General features: G+C 57.0%; 18 protein-coding genes. 12 read left to right on the forward strand and 6 right to left on the reverse strand.

Annotated features, from left to right (window positions below; translation table 11 throughout):
• Positions 1-141: 141 nt before the first annotated feature.
• From AXG89_RS33835 to AXG89_RS33855, 5 genes are all read right to left on the reverse strand, one after another.
• Entirely contained in the window at positions 142-330 is a 189-nt protein-coding gene (locus AXG89_RS33835; RefSeq protein ID WP_062174986.1) for a CsbD family protein, read from the reverse strand.
• A gap of 163 nt (positions 331-493) precedes the next feature.
• Positions 494-775 carry a hypothetical protein gene (locus tag AXG89_RS33840; protein ID WP_062174987.1) on the reverse strand — a complete coding sequence of 94 codons (282 nt, stop codon included), beginning with the start codon at positions 773-775 and terminating at the stop codon, positions 494-496.
• Positions 776-808: 33 nt separating this feature from the next.
• Positions 809-1,279, reverse strand: a complete 471-nt coding sequence (locus AXG89_RS33845; RefSeq protein WP_062174988.1) for a bactofilin family protein — start codon at positions 1,277-1,279, stop codon at positions 809-811.
• Between the two features lie 11 nt (positions 1,280-1,290).
• Positions 1,291-2,208, reverse strand: a complete 918-nt coding sequence (locus tag AXG89_RS33850) for a hypothetical protein (RefSeq protein WP_062174989.1) — start codon at positions 2,206-2,208, stop codon at positions 1,291-1,293.
• Between the two features lie 85 nt (positions 2,209-2,293).
• The gene (locus tag AXG89_RS33855; RefSeq protein WP_062174990.1) at positions 2,294-2,893 is read right to left on the reverse strand and encodes a hypothetical protein; all 600 of its coding nucleotides are present in this window, start codon (positions 2,891-2,893) and stop codon (positions 2,294-2,296) included.
• 649 nt (positions 2,894-3,542) lie between these two features.
• On the opposite strand from AXG89_RS33855, the gene AXG89_RS33860 reads away from it, so the two are divergent.
• From AXG89_RS33860 to AXG89_RS33880, 5 genes are all read left to right on the forward strand, one after another.
• Positions 3,543-3,812, forward strand: coding sequence for a DUF7696 family protein (locus AXG89_RS33860; RefSeq protein ID WP_335672013.1), 270 nt, complete (start codon positions 3,543-3,545; stop codon positions 3,810-3,812).
• Positions 3,809-5,101: a recombination directionality factor gene (locus AXG89_RS33865; protein WP_062174991.1), complete on the forward strand. Its 1,293-nt coding sequence runs from the start codon at positions 3,809-3,811 to the stop codon at positions 5,099-5,101. The genes AXG89_RS33860 and AXG89_RS33865 overlap by 4 nt, the downstream gene beginning before the upstream one ends.
• An 8-nt stretch (positions 5,102-5,109) precedes the next feature.
• The gene (locus tag AXG89_RS33870; RefSeq protein WP_062174992.1) at positions 5,110-5,298 is read left to right on the forward strand and encodes a hypothetical protein; all 189 of its coding nucleotides are present in this window, start codon (positions 5,110-5,112) and stop codon (positions 5,296-5,298) included.
• Positions 5,299-5,469: 171 nt separating this feature from the next.
• Positions 5,470-5,955 (forward strand): NADAR family protein, encoded by a 486-nt coding sequence (locus AXG89_RS33875; RefSeq protein WP_062174993.1) that lies wholly within the window; start codon positions 5,470-5,472, stop codon positions 5,953-5,955.
• An 83-nt stretch (positions 5,956-6,038) separates the two neighbouring features.
• The gene (locus tag AXG89_RS33880) at positions 6,039-7,412 is read left to right on the forward strand and encodes a metallophosphoesterase family protein (RefSeq protein ID WP_062174994.1); all 1,374 of its coding nucleotides are present in this window, start codon (positions 6,039-6,041) and stop codon (positions 7,410-7,412) included.
• Positions 7,413-7,554: 142 nt separating this feature from the next.
• Here the strand turns inward: AXG89_RS33880 and AXG89_RS42590 are convergent, their stop codons facing one another.
• Positions 7,555-8,085 carry a hypothetical protein gene (locus AXG89_RS42590; protein WP_162916203.1) on the reverse strand — a complete coding sequence of 177 codons (531 nt, stop codon included), beginning with the start codon at positions 8,083-8,085 and terminating at the stop codon, positions 7,555-7,557.
• 80 nt (positions 8,086-8,165) lie between these two features.
• Here AXG89_RS42590 and AXG89_RS33890 point away from each other — a divergent pair, with 80 nt between their 5' ends.
• The 7 genes from AXG89_RS33890 (at position 8,166) to AXG89_RS33915 (ending at position 14,418) form a co-directional block, all read left to right on the forward strand.
• Positions 8,166-10,487, forward strand: a complete 2,322-nt coding sequence (locus AXG89_RS33890; protein WP_062174996.1) for a nuclease SbcCD subunit C — start codon at positions 8,166-8,168, stop codon at positions 10,485-10,487.
• Between the two features lie 71 nt (positions 10,488-10,558).
• A complete protein-coding gene (locus AXG89_RS42595; RefSeq protein WP_162916196.1) occupies positions 10,559-10,729 on the forward strand; it encodes a hypothetical protein in 171 nt (56 codons plus the stop codon).
• A 319-nt stretch (positions 10,730-11,048) separates the two neighbouring features.
• Positions 11,049-11,600: a phospholipase D family nuclease gene (locus AXG89_RS33895; RefSeq protein WP_062174997.1), complete on the forward strand. Its 552-nt coding sequence runs from the start codon at positions 11,049-11,051 to the stop codon at positions 11,598-11,600.
• Positions 11,601-11,674: 74 nt separating this feature from the next.
• On the forward strand, positions 11,675-11,899 hold the full coding sequence (locus AXG89_RS42600) for a hypothetical protein (RefSeq protein WP_062174998.1): 225 nt from the start codon (positions 11,675-11,677) through the stop codon (positions 11,897-11,899).
• Positions 11,886-12,710, forward strand: coding sequence for a hypothetical protein (locus AXG89_RS33900; protein WP_062174999.1), 825 nt, complete (start codon positions 11,886-11,888; stop codon positions 12,708-12,710). Before AXG89_RS42600 ends, AXG89_RS33900 begins: the two co-directional genes overlap by 14 nt.
• A 183-nt stretch (positions 12,711-12,893) precedes the next feature.
• Entirely contained in the window at positions 12,894-13,577 is a 684-nt protein-coding gene (locus AXG89_RS33905; RefSeq protein WP_062175000.1) for a tyrosine-type recombinase/integrase, read from the forward strand.
• A gap of 403 nt (positions 13,578-13,980) precedes the next feature.
• The gene (locus AXG89_RS33915; protein ID WP_062175002.1) at positions 13,981-14,418 is read left to right on the forward strand and encodes a DUF29 domain-containing protein; all 438 of its coding nucleotides are present in this window, start codon (positions 13,981-13,983) and stop codon (positions 14,416-14,418) included.
• The last annotated feature ends 25 nt before the right edge of the window (positions 14,419-14,443 follow it).

The following is a 14,443-nucleotide window of genomic DNA, read 5'->3' on the forward strand; positions in this document are numbered from 1 at the left end:
GATTATTGCTATTTACGTGTTAACCCTTACTGCAGCAAAATGAGTCTGCTGCCATGAGCCGAGCAGAACGAGCTTGCGGCTGGAAGCAGCGCGGATAAAAAAACGCCGGGAAGACCCGGCGTTTTTCACGAACAGTTGCGCTTACGGAGTGCGCTTCTGTGCATCCTTCACGTCTTCCTTCAGATCGCCATATTGTTTCTGCGCCTCGCCGGCACCCTGCTGTAGCTGGCCTTTCGCCTTTTGGCTGGGATCGTCCGTGGCGTTGCCCACAGCCTCATTGACCTTGCCCTTCACCTTCTCTGCAGTGCCCTTCACTTGGTCCTTATTCATAGCAAACCTCCGTTTCGGTTATGCGCCTGAATTTGGCAGCGAAGACTAAGATGCAAAAAGCGATCCCGACGAATCGGATACACGAGACAAAAAAAAACCCGCTCAGGTGGCGGGCTTAATCCATATCAGTGGAGACATGGAGGAGACAAAATAAGTATAAACCCTAGTCCGCTAAGTGCAAGCTTGTTTCCAGAAGTGCGGCCAGGAATGCATCAGGCAATACAAACGGGCTGCGGTGCGCAATCGTGTCAGGCATCGCATGGCGATTAATAAACCGACCATCAGATAGCATGCAAAAGCACAAATCCGCGAACGCCGCTTCCTGCGCTGCGGCTTCCCAAGTATCGCTTCGGTAGTCGGTTTCGGCTTTTGTAGTCATCGTAATTGCGACCAGGTGTGAGAGGCCGCGATCCACGGCATAGCTTTCAGTCGGATCGTCGCCCACGCGGGCTTACTGGTCCGTTCGACAAGGCACGGTTCAGAACGCTGCGGTGCGGTGGAGCTCAGTCACATTCGAATCGCCTTTTTCTGAAGCGGCGACGATTGGGGCGGCCGGCGTAGGTGCCGAGGCTTCTTCGTCCAGCGTTGCGTCGCTTGCGGGAGCCACGTCGATCGTCATCATTCGAGCAACGCGCTTAAGCGTGCCGTTAAGCGATGCGTTCGGCCCTAAGCGTATCGTGCCGCTATACAAAATGTCGCCGGATACATGTCCGTTGACTTCGAGCGAATCGCGGGCGTGAACATTGCCGTCGACACGCCCGTCGATGCGTACGTGCTCGCCTTGCGTGCTGCCCTTGACCAGGCCGCCTTCGCCGATATGCAGCAAGCCGCGCGTCGAGATCATGCTGCCCGCGCATAAGCCAAAGCAACTGACGCCATGATCGACGATCATGTCGCCGTTGATCGCACAGCCGGAGGCGATGAGGGTGATGTAAAGTTCGTTTTTCATGTCCAAGCTTCCTAGAACATCTGTACTTCGTTCGATCCTGTCCGGGCCGCTGGAGCGGATGGCGTGACAGCGCGCGTTGACGTAGTCGGTTCAGCGACGCTTTCCTGTTCGACGCGCGGCTTCGAGATCCGACGACGGGACTGATGCGTCTGTTTCGTTGCGGTTGCGGCCGATGCGGTGCTGACAACCGGAGTCGCCTCGCTCGCCGTAACCGGCGCGACGCTGACCGATTGCTGAGGCACTTGTTGCACGACGACAGGTTCCACTGGCTTGATAGCGGCAGCGGGCGCTGGTGAAACCGCGAGCGCGTTTATCGTTGCACTGGGGATGGAGTTCGGGGCAACAGCAGGTGCGATGCTGCTGCGCGGCGTGCTTCGGTGGATGGGGGAGAGCGCGGCGCGTTCGGACTCGGCTGTGAATTGTGCGGGTGCCGAGGGCGCTGCCTGAGTCGGCGTGCTGCTCGCCTTGAGCGATTTTCGGAATTGTTCAGCTGTCAGCCCTAACATCGAGGCGCCTGCGAGGTCACTCGAAGTGAGTCCGGGTGCATTCATCACGGGTTGCGCCGGTGCCGCATCGATCTCCCTGACTTGGTTTGCATCGGCCCTGGAGTTGTTGGTCGACTGTGCCGTCTGTGTATTCGCAGGCGCGGTCGCTGTGACCGGCATTGACCTTTGCGCGGTGCTTAGTCCTTTGTAAATCGAGGCAGCACCCATGCCGGCCATTGCCACAACGACCGCTGCGGCCGCTGCGAGAACGCTCAAACGCGTAATGGGTCCAGTTTGGGCCCACCGCCGGCGCATGGTCGGGGCGACTTCATTGCCGCCAGCATTGGCCGGTGCTGGAAGCGCTGCGATTTGTCGCGGCAAATCAATGGTCGTCATGTCGGGTGCGAATTGCGCGTGAAGCCGTTGGATATCGCGTAAATCCATAGAGGACCTCGTTTTCATTGTCTAGGTTTGAGCGTACCGCCCGCGTGGCGCTGTCAATCCAGCGCCGGCGTCTCAGTTGGCAAGCCTAACTAGCTTTATCCGGATCGGGCAGCAGGACGCCTTCGGGCGCGTATCGATCGCTATCCGGTATACAGATGAAGGGAAACTGGTGAAGCCGCGCCTCGGCAGCCGCCAACGCTGATTGGCGTTGATGTGCTGACACGACGCCAAGGAACAGGCCCTCGAGGGTTCTGAGAAAGATCACGTCGTATATAGAGAGCAAGCGCACAAGCCGTCCAGATAGAGCGTTTTTCATTTCGACGGTAACGCTTTTGGGCTTCATGCCGAGGTTGCGCCGAGGCAATTTGTTGGTCTGCGCCAACGCCCGTTTAAACCACTCGTCGGCGACTCGAAATTCTTCCTCGATCGCAATCCGCTTACCGCCCCTCGCCACGGACATCTTGGCGGAACAGAAGTAATAGTGGGCGCGGAGGAACTCCCGCGCGAACTTTGAATAGTACTGAAGCTCGGTCTGAGCATGGGTGTCGGGAATGATGCGCGCAATCCGGTCGTCGCTCGTGAGCCTGGCGAGAGGCTTGAGGCCCGACTCGATTTCGGCATTCGGCGAAGCTGCGGGGATTGCGGGGACCTTATCCTCGGGCGTTTCCTGTGGAACAGCTGACATGGTTTTCTCGGTCTGTATGTGCTCTCTCAGACATAGATTCTCGATCAATGAAAACCGGTCGTACCGTCGAAAGACATATCAAATTCGTGACCTTTCGAGTCCACAGCGCATCCATTTCCCGGAATACTTCAATCCATACCCCGCGTCTCTGACGCATCGACCTCGACTCCCATCCCGGAGTCCATCTTTTCTCTCCAAAGCCGTGCTTCTGAGCATGCTCCGACCAGTTAGCTCCTGGTGTGGATATCTTCTTGTGCTGAGTGCCTAGCTAAACACTCCCCAATTTCAGCCGTGATACTCGTACCGTCTGGCTCGCATTCATTTGGCGACCGGGTACATCGTTCGAACCCAGTTTTTCGGGTGTTCTCTCTCCAGAGCCTGTTCTGGGTAGAACGATCGAAGTTGGCTGATCCGTGATTCCTGCGGCGGAATGTATTTTCCGAAAAGGGCTGTTGCGCGGCGTGACCATGCTGCGCGAGGACGACTTTACGTCCTCTGATAGAGCCTTTACTGGCTCCCTGTGCGCCACGTCCCCAGAAGGGACGTGGCGTGTAGGTCTCATTTCCCCATTTCTCGAAGCTCGCTCCCTAACCGGAGCGGGCTTTTTTTTCGCCTATCGGTTTCCGATCGGCTTTCTCTGGAGGTGTTTATGTTGCTGCAAGACCGCCTCAATCAGCGCATTGCAAATGCGATCAAAGACAAGATCGAATTTGAGCGTGCTGAATGGGACACAACCTCGAATGCGTGGCGCACACGCTGTGAAGTGGCTCGAGTCGCAAGCTTCAGCGATGCCGAGCGTTCCGTATTTATCCATCAAGTGACCGAACGCAGAGGAGTTGCGGCCGCCGGCGAGATCCAATCTCAGGCGACCAAACTGCGCACCGCGGCCATCTTCTTTCTCGCGAGTTCAAAATCATGAATGCAGTTGTATCGATGCTGGACCTCACGCCGCGCAGTCTGGTCGAGGAGCGGGCCCTCCGGCCTCCAACCATGGGCAAGATTCGCCCAGGTATCAAAGTTCTTACGCGCGCAATGCAGGCGAATCAACAAGCCGTTGATCTGTACAACACGATGGTGGCCGCCGGCGACTCATACGAGACGATCGGTAAAACCCTCGAGAGCAAACTGAAGCTCAGAAACGCGTTGGTGCCGAAGAACGTTCCGTACTTCGTGTGCAGGCGTTCAGACTTCTCCAACCCGGCGACGGCAGACGAGATCACCCGGATGTATGGCGAGGATCGGGGCGATGGCATGAAGCTCTATCGATTTCCGGTGATGTTTGCCTTCGACGATTGGCTTCGAAACGTCCCCAACGAAATGGCGGTCTACACGACGACGAGCCGCCAGTTTTTCTCGCAGTATGGCCCGGACGGCGTGCGCTACTGCAAGACCTACGCGCCAGTCGAACGCGATGAGCGAGCCACACGCGTCAGAAGGTCTTTTGGCGGCAGACTGATTGTTCACCGACAGGATGACGACATACCCGATGGCAAGTGCGATCCGCATGCATGTCCTCAGTATCAGGCGCGCAAATGCAATCTCTCAGCGTCGTTTCTGTTCGTGATCCCCGAAATCAAGGGTCTCGGGCTGATCGAGCTGCCCACCAACTCCATCTACGTTCTTCAGAAAGCGTATGGCGCCATGCAGACGGTAGCGCTCGCGCGCGGCCGGCTGACCGGCACGCGGTTCTGGCTTTCAAAGCGTGAGTTCGACATCACGCGCATTGACGAGAATGGCCAAGCGGTCCGTCAGAAGCAGATGCTGACGGTGCTCGACGCGGATATCGACTTGGGCGCTTTGCTTGACGGTGCAGACGGTGCGGTACCAGCGTTGGAAGCCGCGAATCAGGCAGTCGCGCTGATTGAGGCCTCCGGTGAGACGCACGTGATCGATCAACGCGCGGCTGATCCGACATCTGAATCGACCGGCCAGGCAACCGCCGATTCCGTTGACTACGAGCCACATCCGAGTGAAACGCTGGAAGACAAGCGCGATCGCATGACGGATCTTTTGCATCGCTTGGGCCTTCATCTGGAGGAACGGCAGCAAGACGTCAGAATCCTTGGCCAGTATCGGTACGGCAGGGGTTGGACGAACAAGCTCGATCAAGTTGACGCGATGAACCGGTTCTTGGCCAGCGCACTTGCTGACAGGACCGAACTCGAAGCCGAAATTGCGAGCGCCGTGCAATCGACCACCTTCGTGTAAGGACCGCAATGGCACGACTCTACGACGCTACCTGGGATGAAACGTATGTCCTCCCACGCACGAACACCGTGTCGGAGGATTACTTTCATAGCGACAATGGGTATGACGCAGTCGATATTCAACGCATTGGCGCTCTGCGGGTCGGAGAGCAGGTTGAACTCGATGGCGGGCATCACCTGGTGAAGCGAATCCAGTAGTTCCGCTAACCTCATTTGCCGGCCCTTCGGGGCCGGTTCACCTTCTTTGACTTTCGATAGCCGAGAACCCTTCAGCAAACACGCGTTGCTAAAGAGTTTTCGAGCGCGCTTCTCTGCGCATCGAATCCGTCCGCTTCGGCGGCCCATTTTCTGTTTTTGAAGGACTATTCGATGCGTGAGATCGGCAACTTTACGTTGTTCTTCGGCGCTGACGATGCACTGAGCAACTGGCATCCCTGCAAGTTTCTTTACCACGGTTTCGAGTTTCAGAGCGTCGAACAATTCATGATGTTCTCGAAAGCCAAGTTGTTTGAGGATGACACATCGGCCAACGCAATACTGGCCGCCCACCATCCAAAAAAGCAAAAAGCGTTGGGCCGACAGGTCAAAGGCTTTGATATGCAAAAGTGGCTAAGCAAGCGGGAATCGATCGTCTACGTAGGTTGTCGAGAAAAATTCTCGCAGAACCCACGGTTGCAAACACTGCTATTGGCGACCGCATCGACCGAACTTGTCGAGGCGAGCCCCTACGATCGAATCTGGGGTGTCGGGCTTGGTGAGCGCGATCCGTTGATTCTTGATAAGTCAAACTGGCGAGGAACAAACCTTCTTGGCATCACGCTGATGAAAGTGCGCGACACATTGCGAAGCACCTAAATTTAGATTTCTTTCGCCATTCGGCGACAACGATGAAGCTGCCACGGGACACCGATGCAGCTTTTTTCATTTAAGGAGGCGACATGAAAATCGCTCATTTTTCTGACCTGCACTACGCGCCGGGCAATCTGGAGGAAGCGGACCGCTGTTTCGGATTCGCTGTATCCACTGCTATCGAGCGACAGGCCGGTTTCGCCGTCATCTCAGGCGACGCGACGGACCATCGCCTCGATGCGCATGCACCATCGCTCAATCGGCTCGCGCGGCAGATCCACCGGCTCGCTTTTTCAATGCCGGTCTTGATGCTGCAAGGGACGTTCTCTCACGAGCCACCTGGGACGCTGAAAAACTTTGCGTTGATGGGCGACCGGTATCCCGTGTTCATCGCTGATCGCGTGCAGCAAGTAAGCTGGTTCGAGGGGCAATTCTTTGCGTCGGCCGGGCCGGTATTTAACCCCGACGAGCTGAGTGACGTTCTTGAAATCGGCGCGGACGTCGTGTTCACGTGTTTGCCCACGATCAACAAAGGGCAACTCGCGGCCGCGGTGGGCGCGAAGGATGCGGCGACTGCACTTGGCGACGTGCTGAGCGACTATCTCGCGGCGGCCGGCAAGGTCAACCGTGAGCTACGCGCGGCTGGTATTCGAACGGTCGGTGTGTCGCATGGGACCGTCAATGGTTGCACGACCGAACACGGCGTCATGATGGCCGGTTTCGATCACGAGTTTTCCCTCGGTGCGTTGTTCGACGCCGATTGCGATGCGTTCATGCTGGGCCATATTCACAAACACCAGCAATGGGAGCGTGCAGGGCGGGTGGTCGCGTATCCGGGATCAATCGGGCGCTTTCATTACGGCGAGGAAGGCGATAAGGGCTATCTGCTGTGGGATGTGTCTACCGGCAACGCGAGAGCGGAACTGGTCGCCACCCCTGCGCGGGAGACGGTCTGTATCGACTTCGACGGGCCGCCTGACATGGCCCGGCTTGCCGAGATCGCGGCGAGTTCAACGGACAAGTTTGTTCGTGTTCGTTGGCAGGTCGATGAGGAGCATCGCCAATCGGTTGATCGTGAGGCGATCGCGGCGCTTTTTTCCGGGGCATCGGAGCTAAAGGTCGAAGCGCGCATTCTTCCGGTTACACGCAGCCGCGCTCAGGGGATCAGCCTTGAGGCAACAGTCGAGCGAAAGCTCGAGCGGTGGTGCGAGTTGACGGAGGTCGGTGCGGCGCCGTTGCTCGAGCGGTTTCAGTTGCTCGAGGCGAACGACGCGGAATCGATAGCGGCAAGCATTCTAGGCCGTATCGACTCCCTTGAATCTTCTCAGCCTAGTCAGGTGTTTTCTGCTCCTGCAAGCGATGAACGCGAGACGCTTGTCGAAACGATTGAATCTCCGGACGCAACCGTCCAGATCGTTTCGTCACCGGCCTCGTGGCTCGAGGATGATCTTTTTGCAGCGTAAGCTGCCAATCCAGTGAGAGAGGCCATTACGGCTCTCTCGCTCGTGAACACGAGCCGTGTTCCGATAGCCCGCGAGGTTATCGAAACAAGGTTTCACCGCGTCCTGGACGCATCGATGTAAGCAACACCCTTTCTCAGCAGTTTCATTTTTCTTCACCCTGGCGGGGAGCGATCCCTAACGGGCGCACTCCGTCTTTCTTCCTTAACGGAGTGCAATCATGTTTGGGCTTTACCCTGCCGGATCCGATTGGATTCGTACCTTTGCGTCCGAGCACCGTCCCGCGCGCGAAATTCAAAAGTCGCTCGTCGACCACGCCGGCTTCACTGCGGCGATTTTTCATCAGCCGTTCGGCGAACACCGCGGCGCTGTCATTGCGCAGTCCGGAAAAGTCCTTGTGATGTCTGCAACTGCCCCTGGCATTTGCAACATCGCTGTGACGCCAACGGTAGAGCTGCAGCACCTTCTCTGGTCGTACCGTGAAGGCTACGCAACGCAGTGGTCCGCGATGGAGATTCGCACCCTGACCGGTCACTCGGGTTGGGATGAGCTTCTCATTAGCGCCCGACGCGAGTTTGCGAAGGTCTGCGATCTGGTGAGCGCCGCAATCGATGGCACGTTGAGCGCGCCTCGCTTGCCAGAACCTGTTGCCGTATCCGCCGTTGGGACCGTTCATGACGCGTTTCCGGACGATGACAACGACGGGTTCTATGCGCAATGGGTTGAGATGTCGCACCAAGCATCGGAGTTGCCGCCATGCGCCCACTGAAACTCACGCTGGAAGGGTTTTACGGGGTGCGAGATGGTATGCACCGCGACAGTCTCACGCTTGATCTGGAAAGGTTGCCGGAAGGCCTGATTGCGTTGACCGGACCCAACGGGGCCGGGAAAACGACGATCATGGACAACCTGCATCCGTATCCGATCATGCCGTCGCATGCGTCGAAGATGTCGGTCGATGCATTCTCGTATTGGGACCATATCTGTGCACCCACCGCGCTCAAGGAACTCGAATGGGAACACGATGGCATCCGCTATCGGTCCTCCTTTTCGTTTCGAAAGCCCGGAAAGACTGGCAAGGCCGAGTACTACCTGGCGTATCGGTCGACGGACGGCACGTGGCACCCGGTGTCCCTACCGGATGGCACCGTCTCAGACGGCAAGGCGGATACCTATAACCGCTGCGTCGAAGCAATCAATGGCTCACTCGAAACGTTCTTCACAAGTGTGTTTTCGGCTCAAAACCGTCGACCACTTGCGACCTACGGATCGGGGGAAATCAAGACGTTGCTGGCCGAACTGCTCGGGATCGAGAATCTGAAGGCGTTGTCAGCAAAAGCTGCCGAGGTTGCGAAGATTTTGGGCCGTGCGCTCGACGCCACCAACGCTGAGATTTCGGCTTTGGTGCTTAAACGTGAACGTGTGTCGGATGTTCAGCGTTTGGCGGATCGCGACTTTGAAGCACTTCGAGCTACCCGCGCAGACCGTGATAAAGCGGTGGCCGTCACAACAAGCCTGACTCAGCAGCGCGCGACGCTCGCCGTCAAGCAAAGTGAGTCGGCCGCCATTGAGGCTCGGCTTCGCCAACTCGGCGTGCGACGGGACGAGTTGAACGGTGCTTTAAAAACTCTGATTGACGAGGACACTGCCGCAAAGACGCGTACGCAGCAACGCACGTCGACGCTGAACAGGTCGGTCGCAACGCATCAAGCGACGTTGACCCAACGAGAAGCAATTCTTGGAGCGGCAGCGCAGCGTGATGAGGCGCAGCTTTTGATCGGCCGGGAGGCCGCGCGAGTCGAGCCTTTGCAAATCGAGATTGCAGCGCTGCAGGCGAAGCAGGTTCAGCACGCAGAGTTGCAGGGCAAGTTGCAGGGTCTTGAGAAGGAAGGGCCGACCAAAGCGGCTCATTTTGAAAACCTCAGGCAGCAAGCTGCGGTGGTCGACTCGGTTCCCTGTGCTGGCCACGAGATGCACACGAGATGTCCGCTGTTGTCGCAGGCACGTGAAGCGAAGGTACAGGCAGAGGTTCAGCGGATCTCGGTGGCCCAATTACGAACGACTTATTCGGAAACGAGAAAGTTGGCCGTGGAGCTGGCGCCTGCGCTCGAGCACCTTGCTGCAAAGCGTGCTGAGCTGAAAACGCTGAACGATGCGGTTAGCGTCGCACGTCAGAAGCTCGAAAGAGCGACTGAGCTTGCTGCTAAGAAACCGTTGCTGGAGGCTGCAACCAATGGCCTCGAGGCGGCGCAAACGGAACTCAAGGCTTTGGCCGTAGAGGAACGGGCACGCTTGCTTCGTGTCGAGGCTGATAAGTCTCGCTTGATCGCGCAGCTGACGGAGATTACTGAGGAGGTTACTCGCCTTGGTGCAGTCGATGTGACTGCTGCAATCGCTGATATCGACCGTCAATTATCGGTTAATCGCGAAGGTGTTGTGGGGTTGGAAGCCCGAATCGAAGCTCTCATCCGATCGCAAACGACGTTGCAGGCTGAATGCGAAAGGCTGAAGACGGAGTTGATCCCGTTCGTCGCAACAGAAGTCCGAGCTAGTCGGCTTTCCAGTGAGATTGCACATTGGAAGCTACTGGCAAAAGGTCTTGGCAACGATGGTGTTATTGCTCTGACGATCGACGACGCAGGGCCGGCACTCACGCACACCGTCAACGAGCTCCTGCTGGCTTGTTACGGTCGCCGCTTCACGGTCGAGATTCGTACGCAACGAGCGTTGGCTAGCGGTGAAATGCGGGAGGGGTTTCAAATCCTTGTGCACGACGCCGACAACGACAGCACCAAGCTGGTCGAGGTGATGTCGGGTGGCCAGAAGGTATGGATTAACGAGTGTTTGACGCGTGGCATTGCGTTATACCTCGCCCAAAACACCGGGCAGCCGTACCAAACTCTCTTTAGCGATGAATCGGACGGCCCGCTTGATCCACAACGAAAGCTGCAGTTCATGCGCATGAAGCGGGAAGTGTTGCAACAGGGCGGGTACCAGCGGGAGTTTTTTATCTCGCAAACACCCGATCTTGTCGCGGAGGCTGACGCGATTATCGAAGTCCAGGCGCTTGCAGCCTGATCTATTTTCTTAACCCTCGTGGGGAGCTTCCCCGCATGGGGTGCTCCTCGTTTTCCTTTAGGAGCACCCGCATGCAATCCCTCGAAGGCGGCCGCAAGCCGGAGCCGTCACTTTCAACTGAAAAGGCTCCTGCCACCGAAACACCTTGCGTACGTGAGTACCGTTTGAACGGTTCTCTCCTGCGAGACGTGATGGTGCAAGGCCAATGGCTCACGGTCCGCGTGTCGCCGTTGCATAACTAACCGTCGACTCATCGGCGGCATAACCCCGTCTGGCGCCCATTGCGGCGCCATTTTTATTGGTGAAATCATGGCAAATCTTTTGATGCTGCTCTTGGCTGTGTCCAGTGGACCCTCGCATTCGCGTCCGCCGAAAGCGCCGCATCCCCCTGTTGTTTCGCCGCACTCGGACGAACGAGCGGCAGTACCGCTTCGACGCACGCTTGAGCGTGCTTCCTCAATGAACGTGCCGCGACATCGTCGCTGCTGAGACCTGCCGAAGCCCCGCGATCCATTTGGACGTGGGGCTTCGGCAGTAAACCTTCCACTTAAAGGAATCTATATGAAGAACTTTCGTTCCTTCTGCGCTGCCATCGCACTTGCGGCCTGCGCGATCATTCCGGCGTCTGCATTTGCGGGCGATGCGGATGTGCAGGTCGCGTTTTCGCCCGATGGCGGTGGCGAGGCGCTTGTCCTTTCAACGATTCAAAGTGCGCGGCAATCAATCCGGTTACTTGCCTATTCGTTCACAGCTGCGCCAGTGGTTCGGGCGCTTATCGCGGCTAAACGGCGTGGGGTCGATGTGGCCGTCACGGTCGATTATCGAAACAACATTCAGGAGGATCGCAGTGGCAAGGCGCGTGCTGCGCTCGGTGCGCTGGTCAATGCCAACATTCCAGTGACGGTAGTGGGCGCATACCCCTCGCAACACAGCAAGTTTCTGGCAGTAGACAGCGATGTGATTCAGACAGGGTCGTACAACTACAGTCAGCAGGCAGCTTTGTACAACTCGGAAAACGTGATTGTGCTTCGAGGTCGGCCAGACATTGTGCGTGCGTATCTCTCGAACTGGAACGACGTAACAGCAAGAGGACAGCGGTATAGCGTTCAATAAATCAGCCGTACACCTATTTTACCCAGCGGGTTCGCAGCCCGCTCGGGCTGCTCCGCATCATTTTTGGAGCAACAATGGCTTACTCGTGCAGTGATTTCACCGATGACGTGCTCAACACGCTGATCAGCTTAGGTCTTGTGGACCGAGATGCAATCGCAGACAACGACCCTCAGGCGCAGGCGGAAGTCGCGCTAAGTGCGATTGTCGATCTGGCTCGTAGGTCTGCAGACGCATCTTTAATTCTTGCCACAGCAGGCAAGGATGTTCTGCGGGGGTGCCACATCCATGATGATCGATGACTCGATTCCGCAATGGCTTGCGCCCTACGCACATGGTGAAAAGGCGGGTTGGTCGCAAAATCACATGGCGTACGCTGAGTACTATGGAGTTGATGGCTCGGCCGACGATGGCGAGTGTGAAGAACGCATCGCGATGCATCGGCCGCCTATGGTGGGCTATGCGAGCCGTACGGGGACCAGACGGAACCTGGCTGCTTTGCGCGATGCCGGGTGGCGCCTTCTCGTTTCCGCCAAAGGCGAGCTTCGCACCGAGGGCATGCGTTACGCATTGGACAATGGCGCTTGGTCGGCGTTCGTTCAGCAGCAACCATTTGATGAGGACGCGTTTCTCCTTGCCGTAGATCGGCTTGGAGAGGGTGCAGATTGGATCGTGCTGCCCGACATCGTAGCGGGTGGTCTCGCATCGTTGGAGTGTTCGTTGCGGTGGAAGGAACGACTGCGCGGCATGCCAACAAGGATGCTGCTCGCCGTGCAGAACGGGATGCAAATCAACGATGTTGCAAGCTTGCTGTCACCGGCTATAGGCATCTTTATTGGTGGCACGACCGAGTGGAAGGAAGCCACGGCGCAAGCCTGGGGTTCTGTTGCGCGACGGCGGCACTGTCACCTGCACGTCGGGCGGGTGAACTCAGCTCGTCGGATTCGCATTTGCGCGGCCGCCGGCGCTGATAGCTTTGACGGTTCTGGCGTTAGCAGATACGCAAAGGCGTTGCCGCGACTCGACCGTGCAACACGGCAATGCGATATGTTCGCCGCCGCGGACGATTCGCTTGAGGTAGCACGGCGAGCAACTGCTCATCTGTTCTTGTAGCAACTTTCGACAATCCCCAAGGCGCTTGCCTTGGGGATTTTTTTTGGCAGCCGTAGGTGCGCTGCATGTGCCTCCAGGTACTTTCCGAGGTTGGTAGGTTGGGCGCGGTGCTATCCTCGAAAAAGACCCTCACGGTTTTTCTCTCTGAACGAAGTGCAAACACATTCTGTTCAGAGGTCAGCTATGCCAAAAAAGCTGCAAAAACGGGCCGCAGTGCTCAAACCGAGTCAGCTTCGCCATCTTTTACGCGTGACCGAAACAACTAGCCGACACCCGGAGCGTGACGCGGTAATTTTGCTTCTTGGGATTACGTGCGGGATGCGGATCACCGAAATAGCTCAAATCACCGTTGCCGACGTTCTATTCGCGAACGGCAAGCTTCGCCACGAAGTTTCGTTACGTGCGGCAATTACCAAAGGCTGTCGCCAGCGGTGTATCTATCTCTCATCCGCGAAGCTCATCGAGGCGTTACAGCGGTATCTCGACTATCGCGTAAAGCGTGAGTTCGGCACGACGCTTGATTCGTCCGCGTACCTGGGGTTGAATCCAGGCCTCGCATTGATTCTTAGCAGGACGGGTTACCCCTTTTCCCTCAGTCGGAAGCGCAGGACAAGCGAGGGCGGTATTGAAGCTGATTACTGGGCGGCGGACGCACTGCAAGCGTATGTGTCGAAGCTATACCAGTTGGCGGGAACGAAAGGGACCAGTCATAGTGGGCGTCGAACGTTCGCCACCCAACTCCTTCTGAATGGTGCGTCGATCGACGATGTTTGTCTGCTATTGGGCCACGCCGATATCGATCAGACCAGCCGGTATATCGATGTTTCCCATGCCGAATTACGCCGCGCTATCAAGGAGGTCATCTGAATAAATCAAGTTTTGCCGACTTGTTGCCGTTAAACCAATCGGGCTTTGCAACCGTAACGGCAGTTTTTGCGCCTCTTTCCCATGATATTCTGGTGCACTTGTACACCATCTGTAAAGGCCATGAACGAGGTTTCGGATAACGGCATCGCGCTGCGGGCGCTTATTGAGCAGGCCGAGATGACGCAGGCTGATGCACTTGCGGCTCTCAACAAGGGGCAAGCGTTCCCCGTAGCATTGTCGACGTGGAAGGCGTACCTCGCGGCACCTGACAGCACACGGCGTCGAGCATGCCCGACAACGTTCTTGAGCACGCCAGAAAAACGATAGCGAGAGTATCGAAATCGCGTTGAAATGGTGCACATGTGCACCTAAAATCTAACCATTGTCTCGATATGGAACGATCATGGGAACGAGATACGAACAGGACGTCGTTGCATGGGCCAACGAGCAGGCAGAACTTCTGCGTTCGGGCAGGCTGACCGCCATCGACGTTGAGCACATCGCAGAGGAGATTGAGGACGTGGGCAAGAGCGAACAGCGCGAATTGGCAAGCCGTATGTCGGTCCTCTTGGCTCATCTTTTGAAGTGGCAATTTCAGCCCTCACGTCGCAGCAAAAGTTGGCAATTCACCATCCGCACGCAGCGCAAGGAAGTAGCCTACGTTTTAGACGAAGCTCCGAGCCTTCGTGGAAAATTCAGCGATGCCGCGTGGCTCGATATCGTGTGGTCGAAGGCACGCAGCATTGCGAGCAACGAAACGGGCCTCGACCTTGATGTGTTCCCCGAAGCATTGCCATGGGCCGTCGATGACGTGCTCTCGCAAGAATTTCATCCGGAATAGCGGAAAAGCACCCGGCGCAATGCGC

The sequence above is a fragment of the Burkholderia sp. PAMC 26561 genome, from assembly GCF_001557535.2.
Taxonomy (GTDB): Bacteria; Pseudomonadota; Gammaproteobacteria; order Burkholderiales; family Burkholderiaceae; genus Caballeronia.